Annotated in this window: 20 protein-coding genes; 12 read left to right on the top strand and 8 right to left on the bottom strand. The window is 40.1% G+C overall.

Annotated features, from left to right (window positions below; translation table 11 throughout):
- Positions 1-137 precede the first annotated feature (137 nt).
- Positions 138-644 (top strand): YqiA/YcfP family alpha/beta fold hydrolase, encoded by a 507-nt coding sequence (locus FTU02_RS12745; protein ID WP_180157432.1) that lies wholly within the window; start codon positions 138-140, stop codon positions 642-644.
- Positions 645-737: 93 nt separating this feature from the next.
- Here FTU02_RS12745 and FTU02_RS12740 read toward each other — a convergent pair whose 3' ends face one another.
- Entirely contained in the window at positions 738-1,283 is a 546-nt protein-coding gene (locus FTU02_RS12740) for an adenine phosphoribosyltransferase (protein ID WP_078189930.1), read from the bottom strand.
- A 528-nt stretch (positions 1,284-1,811) separates the two neighbouring features.
- On the opposite strand from FTU02_RS12740, the gene rubA reads away from it, so the two are divergent.
- From rubA to FTU02_RS12715, 5 genes are all read left to right on the top strand, one after another.
- Entirely contained in the window at positions 1,812-1,976 is a 165-nt protein-coding gene (rubA, locus tag FTU02_RS12735) for a rubredoxin RubA (RefSeq protein WP_005179369.1), read from the top strand.
- A 77-nt stretch (positions 1,977-2,053) separates the two neighbouring features.
- Positions 2,054-3,232 (top strand): NAD(P)/FAD-dependent oxidoreductase, encoded by a 1,179-nt coding sequence (locus FTU02_RS12730; protein WP_180157430.1) that lies wholly within the window; start codon positions 2,054-2,056, stop codon positions 3,230-3,232.
- 58 nt (positions 3,233-3,290) lie between these two features.
- Positions 3,291-4,229 (top strand): alpha/beta fold hydrolase, encoded by a 939-nt coding sequence (locus FTU02_RS12725; RefSeq protein ID WP_218947575.1) that lies wholly within the window; start codon positions 3,291-3,293, stop codon positions 4,227-4,229.
- An 11-nt stretch (positions 4,230-4,240) separates the two neighbouring features.
- Complete coding sequence (gene oxyR, locus FTU02_RS12720) at positions 4,241-5,146, top strand: LysR family transcriptional regulator OxyR (protein WP_180157428.1); 906 nt, start codon at positions 4,241-4,243, stop codon at positions 5,144-5,146.
- A 759-nt stretch (positions 5,147-5,905) separates the two neighbouring features.
- A complete protein-coding gene (locus FTU02_RS12715) occupies positions 5,906-6,517 on the top strand; it encodes a response regulator transcription factor (protein WP_168379235.1) in 612 nt (203 codons plus the stop codon).
- 84 nt (positions 6,518-6,601) lie between these two features.
- Here the strand turns inward: FTU02_RS12715 and ppk1 are convergent, their stop codons facing one another.
- Together ppk1 and mtgA are read right to left on the bottom strand one after the other, a co-directional pair.
- Positions 6,602-8,683 carry a polyphosphate kinase 1 gene (gene ppk1, locus FTU02_RS12710; RefSeq protein WP_111884435.1) on the bottom strand — a complete coding sequence of 694 codons (2,082 nt, stop codon included), beginning with the start codon at positions 8,681-8,683 and terminating at the stop codon, positions 6,602-6,604.
- Between the two features lie 146 nt (positions 8,684-8,829).
- Positions 8,830-9,507, bottom strand: coding sequence for a monofunctional biosynthetic peptidoglycan transglycosylase (gene mtgA, locus FTU02_RS12705; protein WP_180122191.1), 678 nt, complete (start codon positions 9,505-9,507; stop codon positions 8,830-8,832).
- Positions 9,508-9,585: 78 nt separating this feature from the next.
- Between mtgA and FTU02_RS12700 the strand changes: the two genes are divergently transcribed.
- The gene (locus tag FTU02_RS12700) at positions 9,586-10,410 is read left to right on the top strand and encodes a rhomboid family intramembrane serine protease (RefSeq protein WP_180157426.1); all 825 of its coding nucleotides are present in this window, start codon (positions 9,586-9,588) and stop codon (positions 10,408-10,410) included.
- A gap of 129 nt (positions 10,411-10,539) precedes the next feature.
- Here the strand turns inward: FTU02_RS12700 and FTU02_RS12695 are convergent, their stop codons facing one another.
- Both FTU02_RS12695 and FTU02_RS12690 read right to left on the bottom strand, forming a co-directional pair.
- Positions 10,540-13,041, bottom strand: coding sequence for an ABC transporter permease (locus FTU02_RS12695; protein WP_180157424.1), 2,502 nt, complete (start codon positions 13,039-13,041; stop codon positions 10,540-10,542).
- Entirely contained in the window at positions 13,038-13,769 is a 732-nt protein-coding gene (locus FTU02_RS12690) for an ABC transporter ATP-binding protein (protein WP_111884437.1), read from the bottom strand. The genes FTU02_RS12695 and FTU02_RS12690 overlap by 4 nt, the downstream gene beginning before the upstream one ends.
- A gap of 11 nt (positions 13,770-13,780) precedes the next feature.
- On the opposite strand from FTU02_RS12690, the gene FTU02_RS12685 reads away from it, so the two are divergent.
- Complete coding sequence (locus FTU02_RS12685; protein ID WP_180133809.1) at positions 13,781-14,410, top strand: arylesterase; 630 nt, start codon at positions 13,781-13,783, stop codon at positions 14,408-14,410.
- Positions 14,411-14,492: 82 nt separating this feature from the next.
- On the opposite strand, the gene FTU02_RS12680 is transcribed toward FTU02_RS12685, so the two are convergent.
- Positions 14,493-15,107, bottom strand: coding sequence for a carbonic anhydrase (locus FTU02_RS12680; RefSeq protein ID WP_078189941.1), 615 nt, complete (start codon positions 15,105-15,107; stop codon positions 14,493-14,495).
- Positions 15,108-15,441: 334 nt separating this feature from the next.
- Here FTU02_RS12680 and FTU02_RS12675 point away from each other — a divergent pair, with 334 nt between their 5' ends.
- Complete coding sequence (locus FTU02_RS12675) at positions 15,442-16,482, top strand: alpha/beta fold hydrolase (RefSeq protein WP_373683073.1); 1,041 nt, start codon at positions 15,442-15,444, stop codon at positions 16,480-16,482.
- A gap of 46 nt (positions 16,483-16,528) precedes the next feature.
- Positions 16,529-17,536, top strand: a complete 1,008-nt coding sequence (locus FTU02_RS12670) for a hypothetical protein (protein ID WP_180024089.1) — start codon at positions 16,529-16,531, stop codon at positions 17,534-17,536.
- 37 nt (positions 17,537-17,573) lie between these two features.
- Here the strand turns inward: FTU02_RS12670 and FTU02_RS12665 are convergent, their stop codons facing one another.
- Together FTU02_RS12665 and nfuA are read right to left on the bottom strand one after the other, a co-directional pair.
- Entirely contained in the window at positions 17,574-19,769 is a 2,196-nt protein-coding gene (locus tag FTU02_RS12665; protein ID WP_180157422.1) for a TonB-dependent siderophore receptor, read from the bottom strand.
- A 229-nt stretch (positions 19,770-19,998) separates the two neighbouring features.
- A complete protein-coding gene (nfuA, locus tag FTU02_RS12660) occupies positions 19,999-20,637 on the bottom strand; it encodes a Fe-S biogenesis protein NfuA (protein WP_078189947.1) in 639 nt (212 codons plus the stop codon).
- Positions 20,638-20,795: 158 nt separating this feature from the next.
- Here nfuA and FTU02_RS12655 point away from each other — a divergent pair, with 158 nt between their 5' ends.
- A complete protein-coding gene (locus FTU02_RS12655; protein WP_111884441.1) occupies positions 20,796-21,413 on the top strand; it encodes a rhomboid family intramembrane serine protease in 618 nt (205 codons plus the stop codon).
- A 243-nt stretch (positions 21,414-21,656) separates the two neighbouring features.
- Positions 21,657-21,836 (top strand): hypothetical protein, encoded by a 180-nt coding sequence (locus tag FTU02_RS12650; protein ID WP_078189949.1) that lies wholly within the window; start codon positions 21,657-21,659, stop codon positions 21,834-21,836.
- Positions 21,837-21,918 lie beyond the last annotated feature (82 nt).

Below are 21,918 nucleotides of genomic sequence, written 5' to 3'. Positions count from 1 at the left end.
CTTTTAAATGCCTATAAATTAGACCAAAAGCTAAATTCTCTTTTTGACAATTCTCTCTACAATGAAGTCATAAAATTGTTGAAAAATAAAATATTCAACACATCCAAAAATGTTTGAAAACAGTGTGTAGAAAAACAATGACTTCCTGCTTATCGAAAATTCTGTTTTTACATGGATTGGATTCTTCCCGTGAATCTACGAAGTTCCATGCCATCAATGCAAAACAAAAATTCTGCATTGAAGTGGACTATCGCAACTTAAATTTTCAAACTGTTGCGGACTTTTACCACGAGAGTATTGAAACCATTAAGCCCGATATCATCGTCGGTCATAGTCTCGGGGCATACTGGGCTTTGAAAATGTCGCTGTTTCATCGCATTCCTTGTGTGATTGCTAACCCGAGTCTGCATCCAGACTTTCGTGACGACTACCCTGCAATTAATGAAATGGATTTGGATAACGATATTCCACAAATTGCATATATCGAACGTGGCGATGAAATCTTGGATATGTATGAGGCAGAAAAACAACTCGAAGACTATATGCAGATTCAAGTCATGGATGGTGGACATCATCGTCTACAATGCCCTGAAAATATTAATGATTTAATCCAACATCTCGAATTAAAATATTTAAAAAAATAAATCATAAGATTAATCATAAGTAGCAACGTCTTTTTTATCAGACATAAAAAAGCCCTGTCATAGACAAGGCTTTTTACATTTTAAAACTGACGCTTAGGCAGCATCTGCTTCAGGACGTGTTTTATCATCTAAAACAGACCAAATATTTAGTCCTAAATCTTTATGCAAGTCAGGCAAATCTAAGAAAATGCTTGCGCCTAAAACTTGGTGTTTACATTTTTCAGCCAATTGTTTCACTGCACGAAGCGTACCGCCCGTCGCCAATACGTCATCCACAATAATTACTTTTTGTGATTCGATTTCAGCTGACATTTCAAGACGATCTAAACCGTATTCAAGGCTATAACCAACACCGACAACAGGTGGTGGTAATTTTCCGGCTTTACGTACCAACACCAAACCTTTGCCTGTACGCTGAGCAAGTAAGCTTGCCAAAACAAAACCACGCGCTTCAACTGCAATAAAGCTATCTACTTCTGCCAATTGCTCAGCTGGAATACTTGCAATTAGGGCATCAGTTAACGATTCGATGTTATTCATAAATAACGGCGTAAGGTCAAAGAAACAAATTCCTGGTTTTGGGAAATCTTGGACAGTACGAATGTTAGACCACAATGCCGCAGCAGTAGAATTACTCATAATAGGAGAAAATAAATTAAGGAAGGAATGTGTGAATTTTAACGCGATTTGAGAGAAAAGAACAGCTAACCCCCGACCAAAATGCATATTTAAGATACAGTAAATTTACATAAGTTATTGATTATTAATATTGTATTTATTTAAAAAATATCAAATATATATTTTCCTAATCATAAAATAAAAGATTTTAGAGATTTTTTCTGCAAGACTTTAGTCTATGAAGATAGAAAAAGCGGTATTTAGAACCCAATTCACGGAAATGAATTCCAATATAGCTTTCAATAGGCATAAATATTGTCAGACAATTTTTCCCAGATCTGGGGGTTTTGATGATATTTATTGTCCCTCACTGCCATTCTGCTTTTAATTTCACTCATTAAACTCTTAGCCACTTTACTTTATCGTTAGAACTGCGTAAAAATTTAACATAAGAGTCTACTGTATAAGGCTAATTAACCTTAAGGTATAAACTTATACAGTTATGAAGTATTTACTGACTTAATTTTGTGTCAGTTTTTGGAGAATGGAATGAAAAAGTATCAGTGCATCGTTTGTGGATGGATTTATGACGAAGCAGAAGGCTGGCCACAAGACGGTATCGTGGCAGGAACGAAATGGGAAGATATCCCAGATGATTGGACTTGCCCAGACTGTGGCGTCTCAAAAGTAGATTTTGAAATGGTTGAAATCTAATAAATAGAATCTAAGGCCATCATCGTTATGGTCTTTTTTTTGTCTTTAAAAAATATGAAATGTGTTTGGAGTTGAGTATGCACCCTATTGTCATTATTGGTTCTGGTATGGCGGGATATGCCGTTGCACGTGAATTTCGAAAGTTAAATACTGAACTAGAACTTATTATGATCTGTGCGGATGATGCCATTAACTACGCTAAACCGACATTATCCAATGCGCTCGTTGGTAATAAAACTCCTGAGCAAATCCCTCTAGGGGATGCCGAAAAAATGTCGGCTCAACTCAATATGCAAATCATCAATAAGAGTTGGGTTAAATCCATTGATGCAGCAAAACATGAGCTTACTATTGAAAGTCAAAATGGAACTCAAACACAACTATATTCAAAACTTGTTTTAGCAGTCGGCGCAAATCCAATTCGCTTAGCTATTTCGGGTGATGGCAGTGAAGACATTCACGTCGTCAACAATTTAGATCACTACAAAGCTTTCCGTAAACAGCTTGCAGCACGTGAAGATAAACGTGTGGTGATTTTAGGGGCAGGCTTGATTGGCTGTGAATTTGCCAATGATCTCCAAAATACTGGGGCGAAAGTATCGGTGGTCGATTTAGCTCCGCAACCTTTGGGTCGCCTACTGCCGTCTCATGTTGCCGCTAAATTCCAAAGCAATTTAGAAGAAACGGGTATTCAATTCGTTTTAGGTACGACAGTCGACAAACTGTCACGTATTGAAAATGGTGATTATCAAGTGAGCCTTGCCAATGGTCAAAGCTTAGTGGCAGATGTTGTGTTGTCTGCGATTGGTCTACAGCCTGAGATTAACTTAGCAAAACAAGCCGGTATTCACACCAGTCGTGGCGTATTAACCAATAAAAACTTAGAAACCAACTTGGCAGATATCTATGCTGTCGGTGACTGTGCTGAAGTCAATGGTACCCTTCTGCCATACGTGATGCCAATCATGCAACAAGCGCGTGCTTTGGCAAAAACCCTCAATGGCGAACATACCGCAGTGCATTATCCTGCCATGCCTGTAGCCGTTAAAACACCTGCAGCACCTTTAACTGTCCTTCCTGCGCCAATTGATGTAGAAACCCAATGGGAAACAGAAGAGCTTGAAGATGGCATGATTGCCCGTGCGATCGATCAAGATGGCGTATTACGTGGATTTGTACTGCTCGGTGCAACTGCTGGGAAGCAACGCTTAACTTTGACTAAGCAGGTTCCGGACTTGATTCCTGCTTCAGTTTAAGGTTTAAATACAAGGACGTCCTGATAATAATAGACGTCCTTTTTAAAGGAAAATAACAATGAATAGTGCCCTTCAGTTTAATATTTCACCTTATGCCTCTTTTATGCATGAAACTCGCGTAGAGTTAGGCAATGGCATTGAACTTCATGTCGAGGTGGGTGGTCATCCTGAAGATCCTGCAATCTTATTGATTATGGGACTCGGCGCACAAATGTTGTATTGGCCTGATTTCTTTTGTAAGTCCTTAATAGACCAAGGTTACCGAGTTATTCGCTTTGATAATCGCGATATTGGTCTGTCGAGTAAAATTCGTAACCCAGGCCCACGTCTTAACACCTTTAAACTGATGGGACGTTTTGCCTTAGGTCTAGAGAATCAAGGTGCGCCTTATGATCTATATGATATGGCAGACGATGTTGCACTGTTAATTGATCGTATGGGACTTGATAAAGTCCATATTTTAGGCGCTTCGATGGGCGGCATGATTGCTCAAATCGTGGCGGCACGCTATCCAGATAAAGTGCACAACTTAAGCTTACTTTTTACCAGTAACATCCAACCCTTACTTCCACCGCCATTTCCAAAGCAATTATTTAGTCTAATTGAAAAACCTGAATCTAACGATGAAGATGGCATTATTAACCATAGTCTGAAAGTTTTTAATATTATAGGCTCTCCAGGCTATATTAATCAGCTTGAAGTGATACAAACTGCACGTAAACTCTATAAGCGGAGTTATTACCCAGCGGGTGTACTTCAACAGTTTTTAGCAATATTATGTACAGGTTCCCTGCTGCAGTTGGATAAACAAATTCAGCATAAAACCATTGTGGTTCATGGAGCTCGTGACCGTTTGCTGCCGCCAAGCCATGGTAAGGCCGTTGCAAAGGCTATTTCAGGTGCTAAATTTGAATTAATTGATGGAATGGGGCATGATATCCCACCGCATTTTATTCCATATCTTAGCGGTTTGTTTGCTGATCACTTTAAATCATAAATTAGGACACTATGGCTGCATTACCATCCTTAAGACAGCTGTCATATCTAGTAACACTGTCAGAAACGCTACACTTTACTGAAGCTGCGCGTCGTTCTTTTGTCACCCAGTCTACTTTGTCTGGTGGGATCATGGAACTTGAGCGTTTATTAGGTGGCGTTTTGGTAGAACGCGACCGTCAAAACGTGCGTTTAACTCCACTTGGCGAACAAGTTGTCGGTCGAGCCCGAGTTCTATTGGCAGATGCGCAAGACCTAATGCGTTTAAGTCGTGAAATGAGTGAGCCTTTAACCGGTGATTTGCATTTAGGTGTTATTCCGACCATTGCGCCTTTCCTTCTTGCACCTTTACTTGATGAAGTGCATAAGCAGTTGCCTAAAATTCAACTCCACTTGCATGAAGCGCAAAGTGAAAAAATTGTTGAGAAATTAGAGCATGGCAATTTAGATATTGTTTTACTTGCGCTACCTTTCGATACTCGCAGTCTAAAAGTGGCTGAAGTGAACAAAGAAAAATTGTTCTTGGTGTACAACAAAGCTGACCAAAATGCAGCTCAAGCGAAATCTTTAGACGACCTAGATTTATCTCGTTTAATGTTGCTTGAAGAAGGCCATTGCTTACGTGATCATGCTTTGAGTGCTTGTCCGATTGGTGAACGTAAAAATGACCATCGTTTAAAAGCAAGCTCATTGCCAACTTTGGTTGAAATGGTTTCTGCAGATTTAGGCTTTACCTTATTGCCTGAAATTGCAGTTTATACCAATATGATCAAAGCCAATGAAGATTTGGCTGTGAAAGAAATTGAAGCAAGTCCTACACGCACATTAGCATTGGTAACACGTAAGAGTACACCGCTTCAAAGTGAATTTGATGTATTGCTTCAAATCTTGCAGAAAATCACTAACAATCTACACTAATTAATCAGTGTAAAAATTAAAGAGAGCCCTGTGCTCTCTTTTTTTATTTGGCGGAAATGAATAATGCAGAAGTAATAATATTGAGATGAGTATAAAATTGAAAATGAAAAAATACAGTATCTAAAAAAAGAAAAGGCTAACCCAAATAGGTAGCCTGATAAGGTAATATATGACTTGATGTATATCTCAATTCATCGCCTCGACAATATCTTCACACTAGCCAGATAAGTAAGAAGATAAATACATCTTAGTAAAATATAACTTTCGTTAAAATCACTAGTTTCAGGTATTTTAGAGAAAGTACGTCTGATTCATTTTCAAAGGGCTTTTTTTTATTATTGTGTTTTGTGCTATAAAATAACCATTGATGAGAAATAAAACACATTATTTTAAATAGTCACTAATATTTATGTTTAAAATAACTAAGCAATAGGTGAATATTAACTCACATCAGAAACAGTTCAATTTATTAATTGTCAAAATACTGCTTTCACATTTCATTTATTATTTTCAATTCGAATCTAAATCTGATGATTATTTAACCAATACTCTGAAAATAAAAACGAAAAACCTATAAATCTTTGCATTCAACACAATGAAAAACACAGAAAACCATACATTAATTAAATTCCATTATATCACAATAACTTAATTATACTTTGATATATAAATCACTACTTCTAGGTATATTTTTCTAATTCACTTTCATGCACATTATGGAAATGCAATTTGATTAAAAATAATAAATGAGCGAAATGTATGATGAGTGAATTTTTATTACCAGTACCCGTTTTGATCATTGATCATCAATCAATGACTTCAAAAACAGTGCTGTTTAACATCTTAGGAGACCTCGGTTATCCTGAAGACCTCATTACATTTTCAGAAAATTTAGCAGATGCAGAACAACAAATTTTCAATCAATTGCCAAATTTAATCTTTTTAGTGGTCACGCAACAGTCTGATATCTCATTCATACATAAAATTAAGAAAATCTATCCTTCAAGTAATCTCATCATTTTAGTCAATGAACAGTCTGCAGATTTAACTTTACATGCGATTCAGTTAGGTGCAACTGCCTATATGTTGATTCAACAACCAATTGAAGACACTTATAACCAACTGAAAACCATTTTAAGAGGTGGCGCTGCCCTTCATCCTAGTTTTGCTAAATTTTTATTGAGTGAAACTTTTAGTCCGCAAAATGCAGCGCCGAAACAGCTCAGTCTAAATCCAGCAGAATATCAAATTTTGGATATGGTCAGCCATAGTGCGACTCAAGAGCAGATGGTCAATGAATTAAAACTTTCAACGTATCAAATTGATGGTTTTGTCAAAAATATCTATAGAAAAATTTGTAGCTACAGCTAAATTTAGTTCAGATAAATGATTCAAAAAACTTATAAATTAAAAAAGTAAAAGGGAGTATTGCTCCCTTTTACTTTTTTAACGCATTTATTTAAATGCTTCTATAAGCACATGCTGTGAATTGTGTGCTTCCTCACCCTCTTGAACATGGGTACGAATCCAACGCCCATCACTTTGGAGCAACCAAGCTTGCTGATTATCTTTTAGGTAATTCACTAAACCTAATTGATAAATACGCTTTTTCAAGGCTGGATCTTCAATTGGGAAACAGGCTTCCACGCGATTAAATAAATTACGATCCATCCAGTCTGCACTTGAACAGAAAATACGTGAATCACCATTATTACTGAAATAATACACTCGAGTATGTTCTAAAAAGCGTCCAACAATAGAGCGCACGCGAATATTTTCAGACAGCCCCGGTAAACCTGGACGCAAACAACAAATAGAACGAATAATTAAATCAATCTGTACACCTGCTTGTGACGCTTCGTACAGTTTATTGATCAACTGAACTTCTGTTAATGCATTAACCTTGACTATAATTTGCGCAGACTTGCCCGCTTTAGCATTAGTAATTTCATTATCAATATAATTGATGAGTTGAGTATGTAAGGTAAATGGTGCATGCAGCAGTTTTTTTAGCTTCGCCATTTTACCCATACCGGTCAATTCTTGGAAAATACGATGTACATCTTCACAGAGTTCTTTATCTGTAGTTAATAGACCGTAATCCGTGTAGATACGCGCATTTCCCGCATGATAGTTGCCCGTACCTAAATGCACATATCGCACCAATTTATTGTTTTCGCGGCGTACCACCAAAATCATTTTGGCATGAGTTTTATAGCCCACGATGCCATACACGACAACTGCGCCTGCTTCTTGTAATACATTAGCCACAGCAATGTTTGATTCTTCATCAAATCGTGCTCGAAGCTCAATTACAGCGGTGACTTCTTTACCATTACGTGCTGCTTCCGCTAAAACTTGCACAATCTCCGAATCTGCGCCACTTCGATAAAGCGTTTGTTTAATGGCCAAAACTTGTGGATCACGTGCAGCTTCACGCAGTAAATTAATTACCGGTGCGAATGATTCAAAGGGATGGTGCAGCAAAATATCTTGCTTTTGCATCGCACTAAAAATGTTTTCAGATTTTTTGAGTACTTTCGGTATAACAGGAATATGCGCGTCATAACGTAGATGTGGACGTTTAAAGTTTGACAGTAAACGTGCAAGGTTAACTGGTCCATCTACTTTATAGAGTTGCTCTTCTTCTAAATCGAACTCATCAAGCAAATATTCATAAATATGCTGCGGACAATTTTCTGTCACTTCCAAGCGAACGGCGCGACCAAAACGACGTGAGTTCAACTCACCTTTGAGGGCTTTAGCCAAATCTTCAACATCTTCATTTAAAGCCAAATCGGCATTACGCGTCACGCGGAATTGGTAGCAACCCGTCGCCGTCATGCCGGGAAACAAATCAGAGACATGTTCATGAATAATTGCCGATAGCATCACATGATGCTCTTTGCCACCGGTTAATTCATCAGGAAGCCGAACGACACGTGGCAGCGAACGTGGTGCAGGTACAACGGCTAAGTCAATCTGACGGCCAAACGCATCCTTCCCTTCTAAAGTCACAATAAAATTCAACGACTTGTTGACCAAGCGAGGGAATGGATGTGCGGGATCTAAGCTAATTGGCGTTAAGACTGGAGCAACTTGCTCTTGAAAATATTTTTTCACCCATGCCGACTGTGCAGGGGTTAACTCACCACGACGTAAGAAGCAAATGTCTTCTTCACGCAGTTTAGGTAAAATTTCTTGATTTAAAATACGATACTGGCGCTCAATTGCCGCATGTGCTGTCGCAGAAATTTCATCTAATACTTGTTTTGGTGTTAAGCCATCTGGACTGCGGCTTTCATTACCTAAGTCTAGCTGTTCCATCATTCCCGCAACACGAATTTCAAAAAATTCGTCTAAGTTACGTGAAAAGATCAGCAAGAAATTCATGCGTTCAAGTAATGGATGTATCGGATCAACCGCTTGTTCGAGCACACGCAGATGAAAGTCGAGAATCGATAACTCTCGATTGATATAACGATCATTATAAGTATATTCAGTAGGTACTTGCGCGACTTCAGCTGCGGTATTCATTTCAAACCCATATTAAAAAATGTGTGCTGTACTCAGTTTAGTATGCTTCAAATTTGTGACAATTTCATAAAAAAAGCCCATTAATATGAGCTTTTTGTTGTAATTCAAATCACTGCCATGCCATTTGACGAGTGTTTAGATCGTTCTTAATCTGGGATATGGCTATAACGCATATATTTTTGGATCATGCGCTTACGATAATTTAGCTTACGATCTTGTCGATTTTCATCATAATATTTTGGATTGGGTAAAATTGCTGCAATAAATGCCGCTTGCTCTCGGCTCAAACTCCGTGAACTTTTACCAAAATAGTGCTGTGTTGCAGCTTCTACACCATAGATGTTGTCCCCAAACTCAACCGAGTTGAGATATACCTCTAAAATGCGTTGCTTCGTCCACATGCGTTCCATCATCCATGTTGCAACGGCTTCCTGTCCTTTTCGGATAAATGAACGCTTGTTATATAAAAATAAGTTTTTTGCCAATTGCTGAGAAATGGTAGACCCACCTGCGACTACTCTGCCTTTATCTTTATTGCGCTCTAAAGCATTTTGCATGCCTTCCCAATCAAAACCTTTGTGTTGTAAAAATTTGCCATCTTCTGCGGCAACAACAGCATGTTTAACATAATCACTGATTTGGTCGTAATCACGCCATTCATGCTTAATCGGTTTAGACGGCTCTGACCAATAATCTAATCGCATCATCATCGTCGATTCCACAGGATGTGTACGCCACCACACCAGACTACCAAAGATCCAAAGCTGTACCAAAAGCACAAGACTGACAAGAATTAACAATGTACGAACAATAAAGGCTTTCATGTCAGTGTGTTACTCCAGAAATTCTGTTTTTTCATGTTAAGCTTATTTTTAAATATTTTGACACAGTACAAGAATAGCATGTCTGAACTCAGCCCTCCTGCTGTATCAACCCATAAGCTGCAAATCCAACTGTGGTGGATCACGGCACTCTTAATTACCATCAATGTTGGACTCTTTGGCTGGCAAGTGCTGCATGGAATGAACGTTAGCCAACCCGACACACTGGATGCTTTGCGTTGGGGTGCTGATTATGCACCTTTAACCTTTTTAGAGGAACCCATCCGCTTATTCAGCAGTATGTTTTTTCATTTTGGCCTGATTCACCTGATGTTGAATATGTGGGCTTTGTATATTTTTGGCAGTGTTGCCGAGCAAATGTTAGGTCGTTTCTACTTCCTTGGCCTGTATGTTTTAGCCGGACTGATGGGAAGTTTGTTGAGTGGGTATTTAACCATTCAAGACAGCTATGCATTATTGGCCGAAGGTGCAGCCAATCAGCAGCTTTTCCCGAGTATTGGTGCAGGCGCATCGGGTGCAGTGATGGGTCTCGGTGCAGCGCTGACGATTATTTCGCTGCTCCCCATGTTACCTAAACAGCAATTTTATTTGGATAAAAAAACCTTATTGATGGTGATGGGGATTAACCTCGCGATGGGCTTTATGATCAGTGGAATTAATAATGCCGCGCATATTGGCGGCATGTTGATGGGGGCTGCGTTGACTTTCATTTGGTATGTGGGACAAAAAGTACATCAATCCCTAATCATTCAAATGATCGGTCTAATCGCCGCGGCAGTCGGATGCTATCTGTTTTATCTACATTGCCAACAATTAATCCAACCGATATTACCGCTTTGGGAACACTTTATCCTGCTGATGAAGCAATCTCTCGCAGCACGTTAAACAGTGGAATGAACCCTGTGGCTATCAACACGGATATGTTGAAAACACATCAAATCATGTCTAAACCTGAACTACGCACTGGGTTCGTGCTCCACTCTTAACTTGCTCGGCTGTTAACCATCTCCCCCCTTAACTATTTAGTTCACGTAAGCTTTCTAAGGGTGGGATGTCGCAAAGATAACTTAAGCGATAACGACCGATCAATGTACAGACTATGGTCATTACCAGTGGGAGGATCAACCAAATCTCTGCATGTAGCTGGATGGTCAGTTCCATTTTATAACTGACAATCGCACTGATCACTTCAGCAAAAATACATGCCACAACACCCGAAATTAGCCCCATCAAACCCACTTCCAAACTGAGCATCGACTTTAATTTTTGCTTGGAACTGCCGAAGGAACGCAGTAATGCCACTTCTTTTTTGCGTTCATCCATAAATAAGTTCAAACATGCGATCAAGACCAAAATGCCTGAAATACTGACCAATAGCGCCAAGATAGTAATAATCTGAACCAATACGCTGACGATGCGTTTGATCTCATCCAAAATCAGACTGACATCAATAAACACGGTATTCGAAAACTGCTGAATTAGATCAATTAACTGATTTTTATCTTGTGGTGGAACATAGAAACTCCCCAAATAGCTGCCTGCATTTTCATCCATGGTTTTGGGAGAAAAAATAAAGAAGAAGTTTGGACTAAAGCTTTCCCACTCCACACTGCGAAGGTTGATCACCTTGGCTTGTAAAATCCCTTCAGGAAGGCTAAAACTCAATCGATCTCCAATTTGAATACCCAGTTCTTGTGCAGTTTTCACTTCTACCGATACTTCATTGACCTGTTGAAACTGCTGATTGCCCGCGATGATTTGATTATCTTTTGGAAAAGTTGCAGCCTGTGTGAGATTCAATTCACGGCGTAATGAATTATTGCTTTTAATTAAGGCATCCGAAAAAGGGAGATCATTTTTGGCAACTAATCGTCCACGAATATTCGGGTACATCGGCGTCCCTTGCCAACCATGCAGCCTGAGTTGTTGATTAAAATCCTGTAACTCAAATGGCGGTAATCCATAGACAAATTGGTTAGGTGTTCCTTGTGGTAATTGTTGTTGCCAACGTTCCAGCAAATCCGTGCGCAATACCGCTAAAACCGTGATCAGACTTAGCCCTAATGCCAATGCAGTAATTTGAAATGCCGTTTGATACGGTGTACGTATATATGCTGAGATTTTCCTCCCCCAACTTTTCAAGGCCTTTAAACTGAGCCAGACCATCATATATAGGCCAACACACAGGAAGATGATGGCGCAAATCAGCCACAGGGTGAGTTGTAAATTTTCAGTTAATACCACACAAAACACCACCAAACTGAGTGTGCCGAAACTGAGCATCCAAAGCATGGAACGTACAGAACGCTCTTGTTGTCGTATCACCCGTGCTGGCGGTGTCCCTAATAATTGCCAAAGACTTGGAAGAACAAATCCTAATAGCACAATCGCACTGGTGAATATTGCAATTGGAAGCGGGCCAAGCAGCATAGACAGGGCTGAAAACTCTAATTGTAAATTTGGAATCAGCTGTAGCATCAGTTGCAATAAGCCAAACCCCAATCCCAGACCAATCAAACTTCCAAACAGGATTGAAAGCCCGAGTACAACCAACAGTAAAGCCAAATAAGCACTTAATATTTGCTGTTTGGTCGACCCAATACAGCGCATCAGTGCAATGGCATCCTGATTTTGTTGGACATAGCGCTGACTGGTTAATGCGATGGCGATACCACAAAGTAGAATGGTTAAAATATTCGCAAGTTGTAAAAACGTTTCTAGGTTGGCAATCGGCTTCATCAAGCGGGTATTGCCTTCACTGGCATTTCTCATTTTTAAACTGCTTTGAGCTGCATCCTGAACCTGCGCATGATCTGATTTAGCAGTACGGTTTTCGCTTTGATCACCAAATTTTTGCTTATACAGTTTTTCAAAGCGCTGGGTATTTTGTGCATCTCCAGCCATTAACAGGCGATATTCAATCCGACTCCCGACTTGGATGGCATTGGTTCTCGCCACCTCAGACTGCGCAATCATAACCGTCGGTGAAAAACCACTGAAGCCAAGCTCTTGATTGGTATCATGAATGATTTTGGCACTGACTTGAAAAGCAGCATCGGCAATATTGATCTGATCTCCAACCTTTACACCCAATAAATCCATGGCACGAGGACTTAACCAGACCTCACCTGCTTGTATGGAACGGTTTAGTTTCGGTTCTGTTTCGAGTTCACCTCTTAATGGAAATGCAGCATCAACGGCTTTGACATTGACCATGACAAATTGCTGATCAGTATGCGCCATGCTGCTAAATAGCGTGACATTGGATTGTTTTAATTGCTGTGCTTTGGCTTGTTGTTGCCACTCTTGTGGAATTGGTTCATTGGCTGTCAGCACCAAGTCTGCTGCCAACATTTCAGCAGCTTGTAGCGCTACAGCATTTTGAATTTGTACATTGCTAAACTTTAAAGCAGTGGTGGCACTGATCGCCAAAGTCAGTGCGATCAATAATAAATACACACCCGTGGTTTTAAAACTCAGCTGTAAGAGTGGTCGAAACAATGCCAAAAGATTCATGCAGCATCTCCTGTTCGATGCTCAATCAATTGACCATTGACCAATTCAAAATGGCGCTGACATTGACGGGCCAAATCGGCATCATGCGTCACCAATACCAAAGTGGTTCCCATTTCACGATTTAACTGAAATAACAGTTGTTCAATTTCCTGTGCCGTTGCACTGTCTAAATTACCTGTCGGTTCATCTGCAAAGATCAGATCGGGTTCACTCACCAAAGCACGGGCAATCGCAACCCGTTGCTGCTCACCACCCGATAAAACTTTGGGAGCTTGATGCGCTTGGCGTTCTAGTCCGACCTTTGCTAATAATTTTAATGCTTTTTCTTCGGCAGCTTTGACCTGAAAATTTGCTTGTAGCCGTAGCGGCAGCATGACATTTTCCAAGGCTGTTAAATGTGGCAACAACTGGAAAGACTGAAAGACAAAACCAATATGAGCCAAACGGACTTGAGCACGCTGTTCTTCATTTAATAAATGAATGTCCTGACCACAGACCCGTAATTGTCCCGAACTGGCCTGATCTAGTGTCGCTAAAATCCCCAACAAGGTGGATTTACCTGAACCAGAACGACCAGTGATCGCAACTTGTTCCCCTGCAAATATTTCAAGATCGAGTTGTTCAAAGATCGATAACTGTTTTTGTGGAAGTTGTATCTTTTGTGTCAATTGCTGTGCAGAAATAATCGCCTGTGGCATGATGTCAACATCTGTCGTGAGTTGGGTCATATCTTCCCTATATGCAAAATCGCATTCAAAATAATCGTCTATTGAGTTACTTGCTGGCTATTGCACTGATGTTCTGCCCGATGCTGCTCTCTGCCAAAACCATAATGATTTTGGGCGATAGCTTAAGTGCAGGTTACGGTGTTTCAGTGCAGCAAGGTTGGGTCCACTTATTACAAAAACGTCTAGACCAACAGTATCCGAAACAACATAAAGTGGTCAATGCAAGTGTCAGCGGTGAAACCACCAGTGGAGCTTTGGCACGACTGCCTAAACTGTTGCAAACTCATCGTCCAGACCTTGTGGTGATTGAATTAGGTGGTAATGATGGTTTACGCGGACAGCCCCCTGCACAAATTCAAAAAAACTTAGCGCAGCTGATTCAAAAAAGCCAACAGGCCAAATCGAAAGTCATTTTATTTGGAATGAAAATTCCACCGAATTATGGCAAGGCATATAGCCAAGCTTTTGAAAATAACTATCAAGTGCTGAGCAAACAGTACAAAGTCAAATTATTGCCTTTCTTTATGCAAGGGGTTGCGGGACATAAAAACTTAATGCAACAAGATCAGATTCACCCGAATGCCAAAGCGCAAACAATTTTGCTGAACAATGCTTATCCATTGATCAAAGCAAGTTTATAAATTTAGTTGGTGAAAATGGATTCGTTAAAAAAGGCGCTTCATTTGAGCGCCTTTTTTAAATCTTGTATTTACTGTAGTTTGCTTAGAAATCGTAGAAGCTTACTTCACCCGTTTCGAGTGAATACTCAGCGCCCACCACTTTTAGTTTGCCTTGCGCAATTAAGTTTTCGAGGACTGCTGAACCATGACGCAGTTGATTTACTGATGCAAAAACGTTTGAACGTACTGCATGCATTGAAAGTTTTTCGAGGTCATCTTTCAATTCAGTTTGCATGAGTATTTCTACAGATGGACGAACGCGGTTCACAATCGACATCAAATTTGCTGATGGCGGTGTCGCAGGGTTAGTTAAAGCTTCAATCGTAGAATGAATCGCGCCACAGTGTGTATGACCCAATACAATGACCACAGGACATCCAAAACTTTCTGCTGCAAATTCCACGCTACCGACTTGAGACGGTGCCACAATATTACCTGCAACACGAATCACGAATAAATCGCCTAAGCCTTGGTCAAATACCATTTCAGCAGGAACACGTGAGTCTGAACACCCTAAAATAATCGCAAAAGGTTCTTGGCTTTCGGCCATTTCAGCACGTTGTTGATGCGTCAAAAGCTTCGGGTGATTCGTTTCACCGTTTACAAAACGTTGATTCCCTTTCTTTAAACGATCTAAAGCTTCTGCTGCTGCTAGCATGTTCTAATTACCCTTATCCGAAGTTGCAATATTTTAATCCCAGTCGAATCGATTGTCACTTGCAAAAACAATTGCTGTGAATTTTTTCTACGACGATGCATCTTGATAGAAAATGCTACTCCACATTCATCAAAAAAAATTATTTTTTCTGTAATGGTTCACATTATTAAAACGCAAGTTTAACCACGTCAAAAAAGCAATGGATGACAAAGGTCATTTTTAATTTACAATATATTTCATAAATATACGCTTTCGCTATTTCAGCCCATTCTGATAATAGTCATATAAATGATCTAAAAAATATATCGATTCGATTTAACTGGGGTAAACGTCAATGAAAGGACATCATTCACGCATTTTTGGCTTTTTCAAGCTAGCAACAATTTGCTGTATGACGTTTACTGCCAACAACACTTTGGCTGCAAATCCGTCTCCCATCAGCAAAAACCTGGCTGTACCCTCTATCGTGCAAAACTATTTGAGCCAAGAGCGTAAAGCGGCTGGTTTAGTCACACACAGTGTTCAAGTCGGGAATGTGAATTGGAGTTATAGCGAAGGCGGTCAACGCTCTAAACCTACCATCTTGCTGATTCATGGTTTAGGTGGCACACGTGATAATTGGAATCGTGTTGCGCATTATTTAACACCGAACTATCACGTGATTATCCCCGACCTACCGGCCAATGGCGATACGCATGTGCCGGTCGATTTTGATGTCTCAGTGCCGAATGTCACGGAACAACTACGCCAGTTTGTCCTTAAAATAGATATTGAAGATAAACTGAATGTCGCAGGTCACTCATTGGGTGGTTCCATTGCCACGGTATATGCCTCTCAATATCCCTTTGATACCCAAAGCCTATTTTTACTCAACAGCGCGGGCATTTATAAACAGGCCAATACCAGTTATACCCGCGACCCGTATAAACTTAAAAATTTAATCGTTTCAAAACCGGGTGATTTAGATGATGTTATGCATAAACTCATGCAAAATCCGCCCAATGTTCCAACACAGCTTAAAGAAGCGCAGGAAAATATCTTAATTGCGCGTGCGCCCTTCACCAGTAAAATGATCGATCAAGTCGTCACACTCAATCGAATCTACACCCCTGAAACTTTTGCTCGATTAACACGAACGGTGGAAGCACCAACCCTGATCCTTTGGGGCAAACAAGATAAAATCTTTAATGTTGAAGTGGCTGGCGAACTCAAGTCGTTACTGAAACGTGCAGAAACCCCTGTAATTTTAAATAACGTCGGTCATATGCCAATCTTAGAAGCCGAACAACAAGTTGCAGACCATTACTTACCTTTCCTTGCGAAAAGTCAAAAGTTTAAAAACCCTTTGGTAGATAAACTGATTCAGTTAAACTGAGCATTCGCCATTTTTAGATCCCCATCACTGGGACTTCAGGGAAAGTATGCAGAAAAACCCGATGATTGAGCAGTTGATTGACGCTCAACTGAACTTTTTAGATCAGAGCTTTTCACACAATGATACCGTAGCCACTGAATTCACCCATTTTTATCAATGGTTTCGTAAACAATCTTTGCAGCAGATTTGGAGTTTTGATCAAATCAATGCCTTGTTGCAAAAACAAATTTTAAATACTCCTGCAAGTCAATTTCTGATTGAGCAAATTGCTGAACATATCAAATTTGCACTGATTCACCCTGCAAATGACAGCACTACAATTGCCGAAATCATTCCTGTGTTGACCATCGATAAAATTGCGCAGTATGTGGCAAGTAAACAAGGACATCGTCAGCGTTTAATTCATACCATGGTCAACAATCCTGCATTTTCAGCCATGATCAGTCAGTTGATTCAACATGCGATACAAGATTATTTAGACAACTCAGTGATTGCAAAATCGGTACCCGGTGTTTCACGATTTATGAAAATGGGGAAATCGGTACTGGAAAATGTCACTGATACCAATTTAGATAATGCGGTCAGCAAATACTTGCAAAAGAATATTTTAAAGCTCAGTCAAATGAGTGAAACCGTGTTAAATCAGCACTTTGATGATCATAAGCTTTACCATTTCCAAGCCAATTTGTGGCATAAAATTAAAGCGCTGCCAGTTTCGGTATTAAAGAACTATGTTGAAGTTCAGGACTTGCCGCAAACAGTTGCCATGGGTCATGAAATTTGGGACTTTATGCGACAGTCTGAGTATATGAAACAGCAAGTGCATGATGGCGTATACGCTTGGTACGTGCGCAATGCAGAACGCCCTTTTGATTTATTGCTACGTGATTTAAATATTGATGAAGCACTGATTCAGCATGAACTTCAAAACTTACTCAATCCTATCGTTCAACAAATGATTGAGTCGGGTTATTTGCGTGAGCGTTCACGTCTCTATTTAGAACAATTCTACTACTCAAGTGAAGCACTGAAAATTTTAAATATCCCAACATAAAAAAAGCCGCGTTAAGCGGCTTTTCTTTTGGACATACTTAGAACTGGTATTTCAAACTTGCATAATAAGCTCGACCCGGCTCGTTATATGTTTGGTTGACCGTTTTATCACGCAGTTTTTGCTCATCAAATAGGTTATTCACACCGATACGAGCACTTAAAGCCGCATTAAATTTATAACCAAAGTTAATGCCTGCAATGCCATAACTTTTCACGCTATCCATCGCCAAGCCATTTTTGCTTTCAAGACTGGTTTCTGCATATTGACGTGGTTTTTGACGACCATATTGGGTATAGACAAAGTTACTGTCTAATCGATCCGTGATGTTGTAGTTCAAAATAGAGTTTATGGTGTAATTTGGAATCACTGAAAGTGGATTGCCAGTACGTTTATCTTCAGAGTTGATCATATAGGTGACGTTATTGGTCCACGTGATATCACCCCAGTCCAAAGAAATACTTCCTTCAACACCTTCCACCAAGGCTTCTGGCGTATTCATCCAACGCAGTACATTATATGTTGTTCCATTTACTTCTAGTTCTTCTAGACGTGTATCCCCTGCAACGATCTTATTTTTATAATCATTACGGAACCATGCAAAGCTTGCATTTACGATGTCTTTTTCAAACTGTACACCTAATTCTTTATTCACTGAAGTTTCAGGTTTGAGATCGCCATTACCTTGTAATAGACATTGGCTCAGCCCAATCGGACAGCCATTACCGCGAGTGCTTAACAGATAACCTTCCGCATTTTGGTACATATTGGGTGCTTTATACGCCTTAGCCACACCACCTTTTAATGTCCAATAGTCGCCAAGCTTTTGCGTAATATTGAGACTTGGACTCCAGCTATCACCCGATTTACTATGATTATCATAGCGTAGTGCCAAAACGACATCGGTGCTCTCGCCCAAATTCATATTGTTTTCAATATAGGCCGACGCAATCCGTGAATCCATGTGTGAACGGTCACCTGAAGTCAGCACATCACCAAAACCGCCTGCGCCAGCTTGTGTATTAACCGTATCGGTAAAGTCATCTTCAACCCATTCAGCGCCTAAAGTTAATACCTGTGGAACATACCATTGGAACGGCAGATTGGTTTCTGCATTAAGACGAACGGTTTCTAGATGTGACGTTTGTTTATTTTCAAGATTATTAATCTGTCCCTCTGTACTACCGCCTGTACCTTCAGGTAAGCGCTTATTTTTGGTTTTGTCATATTGCGCTATGATTTTACTGTCACCCCAACCCCACGTACCTTCATGGGTTAATGCAAAACTATCACGATAAATGGTATTGGTTTCTTCACCGATTAAAGCCGATAAGATTGGCGCTTTATTTGGATCCGCTGGATCAAATACACTGTTTTGACTGTCACCTGCAAAACGGTTACCTTGGCGGCCAACACTTGCGTCAAACATCAAGACTTGTTGATCGTTCAACTGCCAAGCCAAGCGCCCTGCGATATCTTTATTTTCAACGCCTTCTCGACCCGCCATACGCGCACCATTATCCATTAGAGCATTAATATCCGCAGCATCTGAATCGGTTTTGTTATAACTACCGTATAAACGATATGAAAGGACATCTTTAAGAATTGGCCCGCTTAAGTTAAAGCTTTCACGGTGACTTGCGCCCTCTTTAGCATCTTCAGGCTGATTGGTAAAAACCTCCACAGAGCCATGCACGTCGTTGGTCACTTTCTTGGTTTTAATATTGACCACACCACCCATCGCACCTGAACCATAACGTGCTGCAGCTGGACCTCGCAGTACTTCAATCGACTCAATAGCATCTGCAGGTACCCAGTTCGAATCACCACGTGTATCACGCTCACCACGCCAGCCATAACGTACTGAGTTTCTCGAATTTACAGGCTTGCCATCAATTAAGATCAACGTGTTTTCAGGCCCCATACCACGGATATCAATCTGACGGTTATTACCACGTTGGCCTGTGGCACTGTTACCAGTCAAATTCACACCCGGCATACGGCGCACATACTCTGAAATATCATTCACAACCGGCATTTTTTCTAAATCTTCTGCCGTAATTTTTGAAGCACCTAATGATTGTTTAACTTGTTCTGCTGCAGTAACAACAATGGTTTCCATCTTCGTTACGGATTCATCTGATGCTTCAGTGTGCACATCTTTTGCATGCGTCAAACTTACCAATGCACAGAGTATTGAAAGTGTAAGCGTTGATTTTAATAGTTGTTTGGTCATTGAGTGCTTCCAAATAAACGTATTTATGGAGAAATCTAGAATAATGTGTTGCACATTGTAACCACCACAAACAATATTGCAATTAATTTTAATAATCATTCTCACTTATATTTGTGATATAGCTTATCATTTTGATGTAAAAACCCTAGAAATATCTAAAAATCTTCGTTTTTTTGATTTAGACAATAAAAAAGCCGCAAGGTTGCGGCTTTTTATAAAAATACTGAACTTATTTGAAATAAGCACCTTCAGTATTACTGTGATCCGTTTGGTCAACAACACGCATTAACTCAGGTACATGCTGCTTCAATGTTGTTTCAACACCTTGTTTCAAGGTTAAATCGATTGAAGAACAACCTTGACAACCACCACCGAATTTAAGCACTGCAGTTAAACCATGTTCTGCATCTTCAACCACTTCTACCAGTGCACAGTTACCACCATGACCTGCAAGGCCAGGGTTAATTTCTGACTGTAGAACATAAGTGATACGCTCTTCTACAGAGGCATCTGGACCCACACGTGGCACTTTTGAGTTTGGTGCACGGAAAGTTAACTGACCACCAAAACGGTCTTTGTTATAGTCAATCACCGCATCCAAAAGATATGGAATAGACGGTGTGTCAATAAATGCAGGGAAATCTGGATAGTCTTGTTTATAGTCTGTAGGCACAACTTCTTCTGGTGCACTGTAAGCCATACAACATTCAGCACGTGGCGTACCCGGATTTTCCACAAAAACACGTACACCAATGCCCGGTGTATTTTGTTTATCCAAAAGATCTTTCAAATACTCTTGGGCATTTGGAGTGATCAATAGGTTTGGAATTTCTTCAGCAACTGCTGTGCTGTTGTTCTCAGTCGACATTACAATATTTCCTCAAGCTGAAGTCGCTATTTTAACTTAAGATGCGGGGCATTAGAAAAAAATCAACTAAAATTGTCGGAATTATTCTGAAAGTTCACGCTTTAAGCCGTTTTAATGGCATTATTGAGCATAAATTTTAACAAGTAGAATAGTCATATATGTTGGGTCTACCCTTTAACCACACCGTGACCATTATCCTAATTACGGTGGTGATTTCACTGATTGCATTTTCAAATCAGAAAGTGATGAATCGTTTGTTATTTTGGCCGCCAGCCCTCAGTCGTGGCGAGTATGACCGATTTATTAGCCATGGTTTTATTCACGCAGATGGCGCGCACCTATTGTTCAACATGATTACCTTATTTTTCTTTGGTAGCGTGATTGAAAGTTTTTATCGCCAATATTTCTTCGACATGGGCTTTGTGCTGTTTTATTTAGGCGGCTTGATCGCGGCGATTATTCCGAGTTATTTAAAACATAAGCATGATACCCATTGGGCAAGTTTAGGGGCTTCTGGGGCGGTGTCTGCGGTACTCTTTGCGTATATTCTGTTTGAACCGTGGAAACTGATCTTTGTATTCTTTATTCCTGTTCCTGCGATTATTTTTGCCGTGCTGTATGTGGCTTATAGTATCTGGTCAGGTAAACGTGGCAACAGCAACATTAACCACAGCGCACACCTTTGGGGCGCAGCGTATGGTGTAATCATGACGATTATTCTTGAACCGAAGCTCATTCCACATTTCTTAAGTCAGTTATTAAACGTTCCTTTCTAAAGGATAAGTCTAAAAATCAGCCGGATTTAACCTGAAAATGACAGCCTAAACCGTTTCAGTTTAGGCTTTTTTATTATGCAGAGTTTAACCTCATGACCATTGATCTTTTGTTTAGCCAATTTCCCACATCTACAACACTGCACTTTAAATATCGAGCTATACAATTTCACAGCAGATTGAAACGCTATCTATCCTTGCCCTGATTTAAACTGAAATAACACAGAATAAAAAGGGAAAATTCCAATGAAAATAGTCCTGTTGTTCTCAAGTTTGCTGTTGACCTGCGTGTTGAGTGCTTGTGCCGTTCACACTCGTGAAGGCAGTATCGTGGTCGACCCAGATCGTAATCACTATCCTTATAATTATCCAGATCGACATGGCGACTTTTGCCCGCCCGGACAGGCTAAAAAAGGCCGTTGTTAATTTGCCGTTGCTGATTTAATGCCCTCTTCTTTTAAGCCTTCAAACCGAAGGCTTTTTCAATTCCGGCAATAAAAATTGACGC

This window comes from Acinetobacter sp. YH12045, from assembly GCF_013419925.1.
Lineage (GTDB): Bacteria > Pseudomonadota > Gammaproteobacteria > Pseudomonadales > Moraxellaceae > Acinetobacter > Acinetobacter amyesii.
The sequence above is the reverse complement of the archived record's forward strand: the minus strand, read 5'-3'. Positions and strand labels throughout refer to the sequence as shown.

Bases quoted from the DNA above. Each gene is read 5' to 3' on its own strand.
- FTU02_RS12695 (WP_180157424.1), bottom strand. From the start codon at position 13,041: ATGAATCTTTTGGCATTGTTTCGACCACTCTTACAGCTGAGTTTTAAA.
- FTU02_RS12670 (WP_180024089.1), top strand. From the start codon at position 16,529: ATGCAGAAAAACCCGATGATTGAGCAGTTGATTGACGCTCAACTGAAC.
- oxyR (WP_180157428.1), top strand. From the start codon at position 4,241: ATGGCTGCATTACCATCCTTAAGACAGCTGTCATATCTAGTAACACTG.
- FTU02_RS12690 (WP_111884437.1), bottom strand. From the start codon at position 13,769: ATGACCCAACTCACGACAGATGTTGACATCATGCCACAGGCGATTATT.
- FTU02_RS12650 (WP_078189949.1), top strand. From the start codon at position 21,657: ATGAAAATAGTCCTGTTGTTCTCAAGTTTGCTGTTGACCTGCGTGTTG.
- FTU02_RS12730 (WP_180157430.1), top strand. From the start codon at position 2,054: ATGCACCCTATTGTCATTATTGGTTCTGGTATGGCGGGATATGCCGTT.
- mtgA (WP_180122191.1), bottom strand. From the start codon at position 9,507: ATGAAAGCCTTTATTGTTCGTACATTGTTAATTCTTGTCAGTCTTGTG.
- nfuA (WP_078189947.1), bottom strand. From the start codon at position 20,637: ATGTCGACTGAGAACAACAGCACAGCAGTTGCTGAAGAAATTCCAAAC.
- rubA (WP_005179369.1), top strand. From the start codon at position 1,812: ATGAAAAAGTATCAGTGCATCGTTTGTGGATGGATTTATGACGAAGCA.
- FTU02_RS12665 (WP_180157422.1), bottom strand. From the start codon at position 19,769: ATGACCAAACAACTATTAAAATCAACGCTTACACTTTCAATACTCTGT.
- FTU02_RS12655 (WP_111884441.1), top strand. From the start codon at position 20,796: ATGTTGGGTCTACCCTTTAACCACACCGTGACCATTATCCTAATTACG.
- FTU02_RS12740 (WP_078189930.1), bottom strand. From the start codon at position 1,283: ATGAGTAATTCTACTGCTGCGGCATTGTGGTCTAACATTCGTACTGTC.
- FTU02_RS12685 (WP_180133809.1), top strand. From the start codon at position 13,781: ATGCAAAATCGCATTCAAAATAATCGTCTATTGAGTTACTTGCTGGCT.
- FTU02_RS12680 (WP_078189941.1), bottom strand. From the start codon at position 15,107: ATGCTAGCAGCAGCAGAAGCTTTAGATCGTTTAAAGAAAGGGAATCAA.
- ppk1 (WP_111884435.1), bottom strand. From the start codon at position 8,683: ATGAATACCGCAGCTGAAGTCGCGCAAGTACCTACTGAATATACTTAT.
- FTU02_RS12745 (WP_180157432.1), top strand. From the start codon at position 138: ATGACTTCCTGCTTATCGAAAATTCTGTTTTTACATGGATTGGATTCT.
- FTU02_RS12700 (WP_180157426.1), top strand. From the start codon at position 9,586: ATGTCTGAACTCAGCCCTCCTGCTGTATCAACCCATAAGCTGCAAATC.
- FTU02_RS12675 (WP_373683073.1), top strand. From the start codon at position 15,442: ATGAAAGGACATCATTCACGCATTTTTGGCTTTTTCAAGCTAGCAACA.
- FTU02_RS12725 (WP_218947575.1), top strand. From the start codon at position 3,291: ATGAATAGTGCCCTTCAGTTTAATATTTCACCTTATGCCTCTTTTATG.
- FTU02_RS12715 (WP_168379235.1), top strand. From the start codon at position 5,906: ATGATGAGTGAATTTTTATTACCAGTACCCGTTTTGATCATTGATCAT.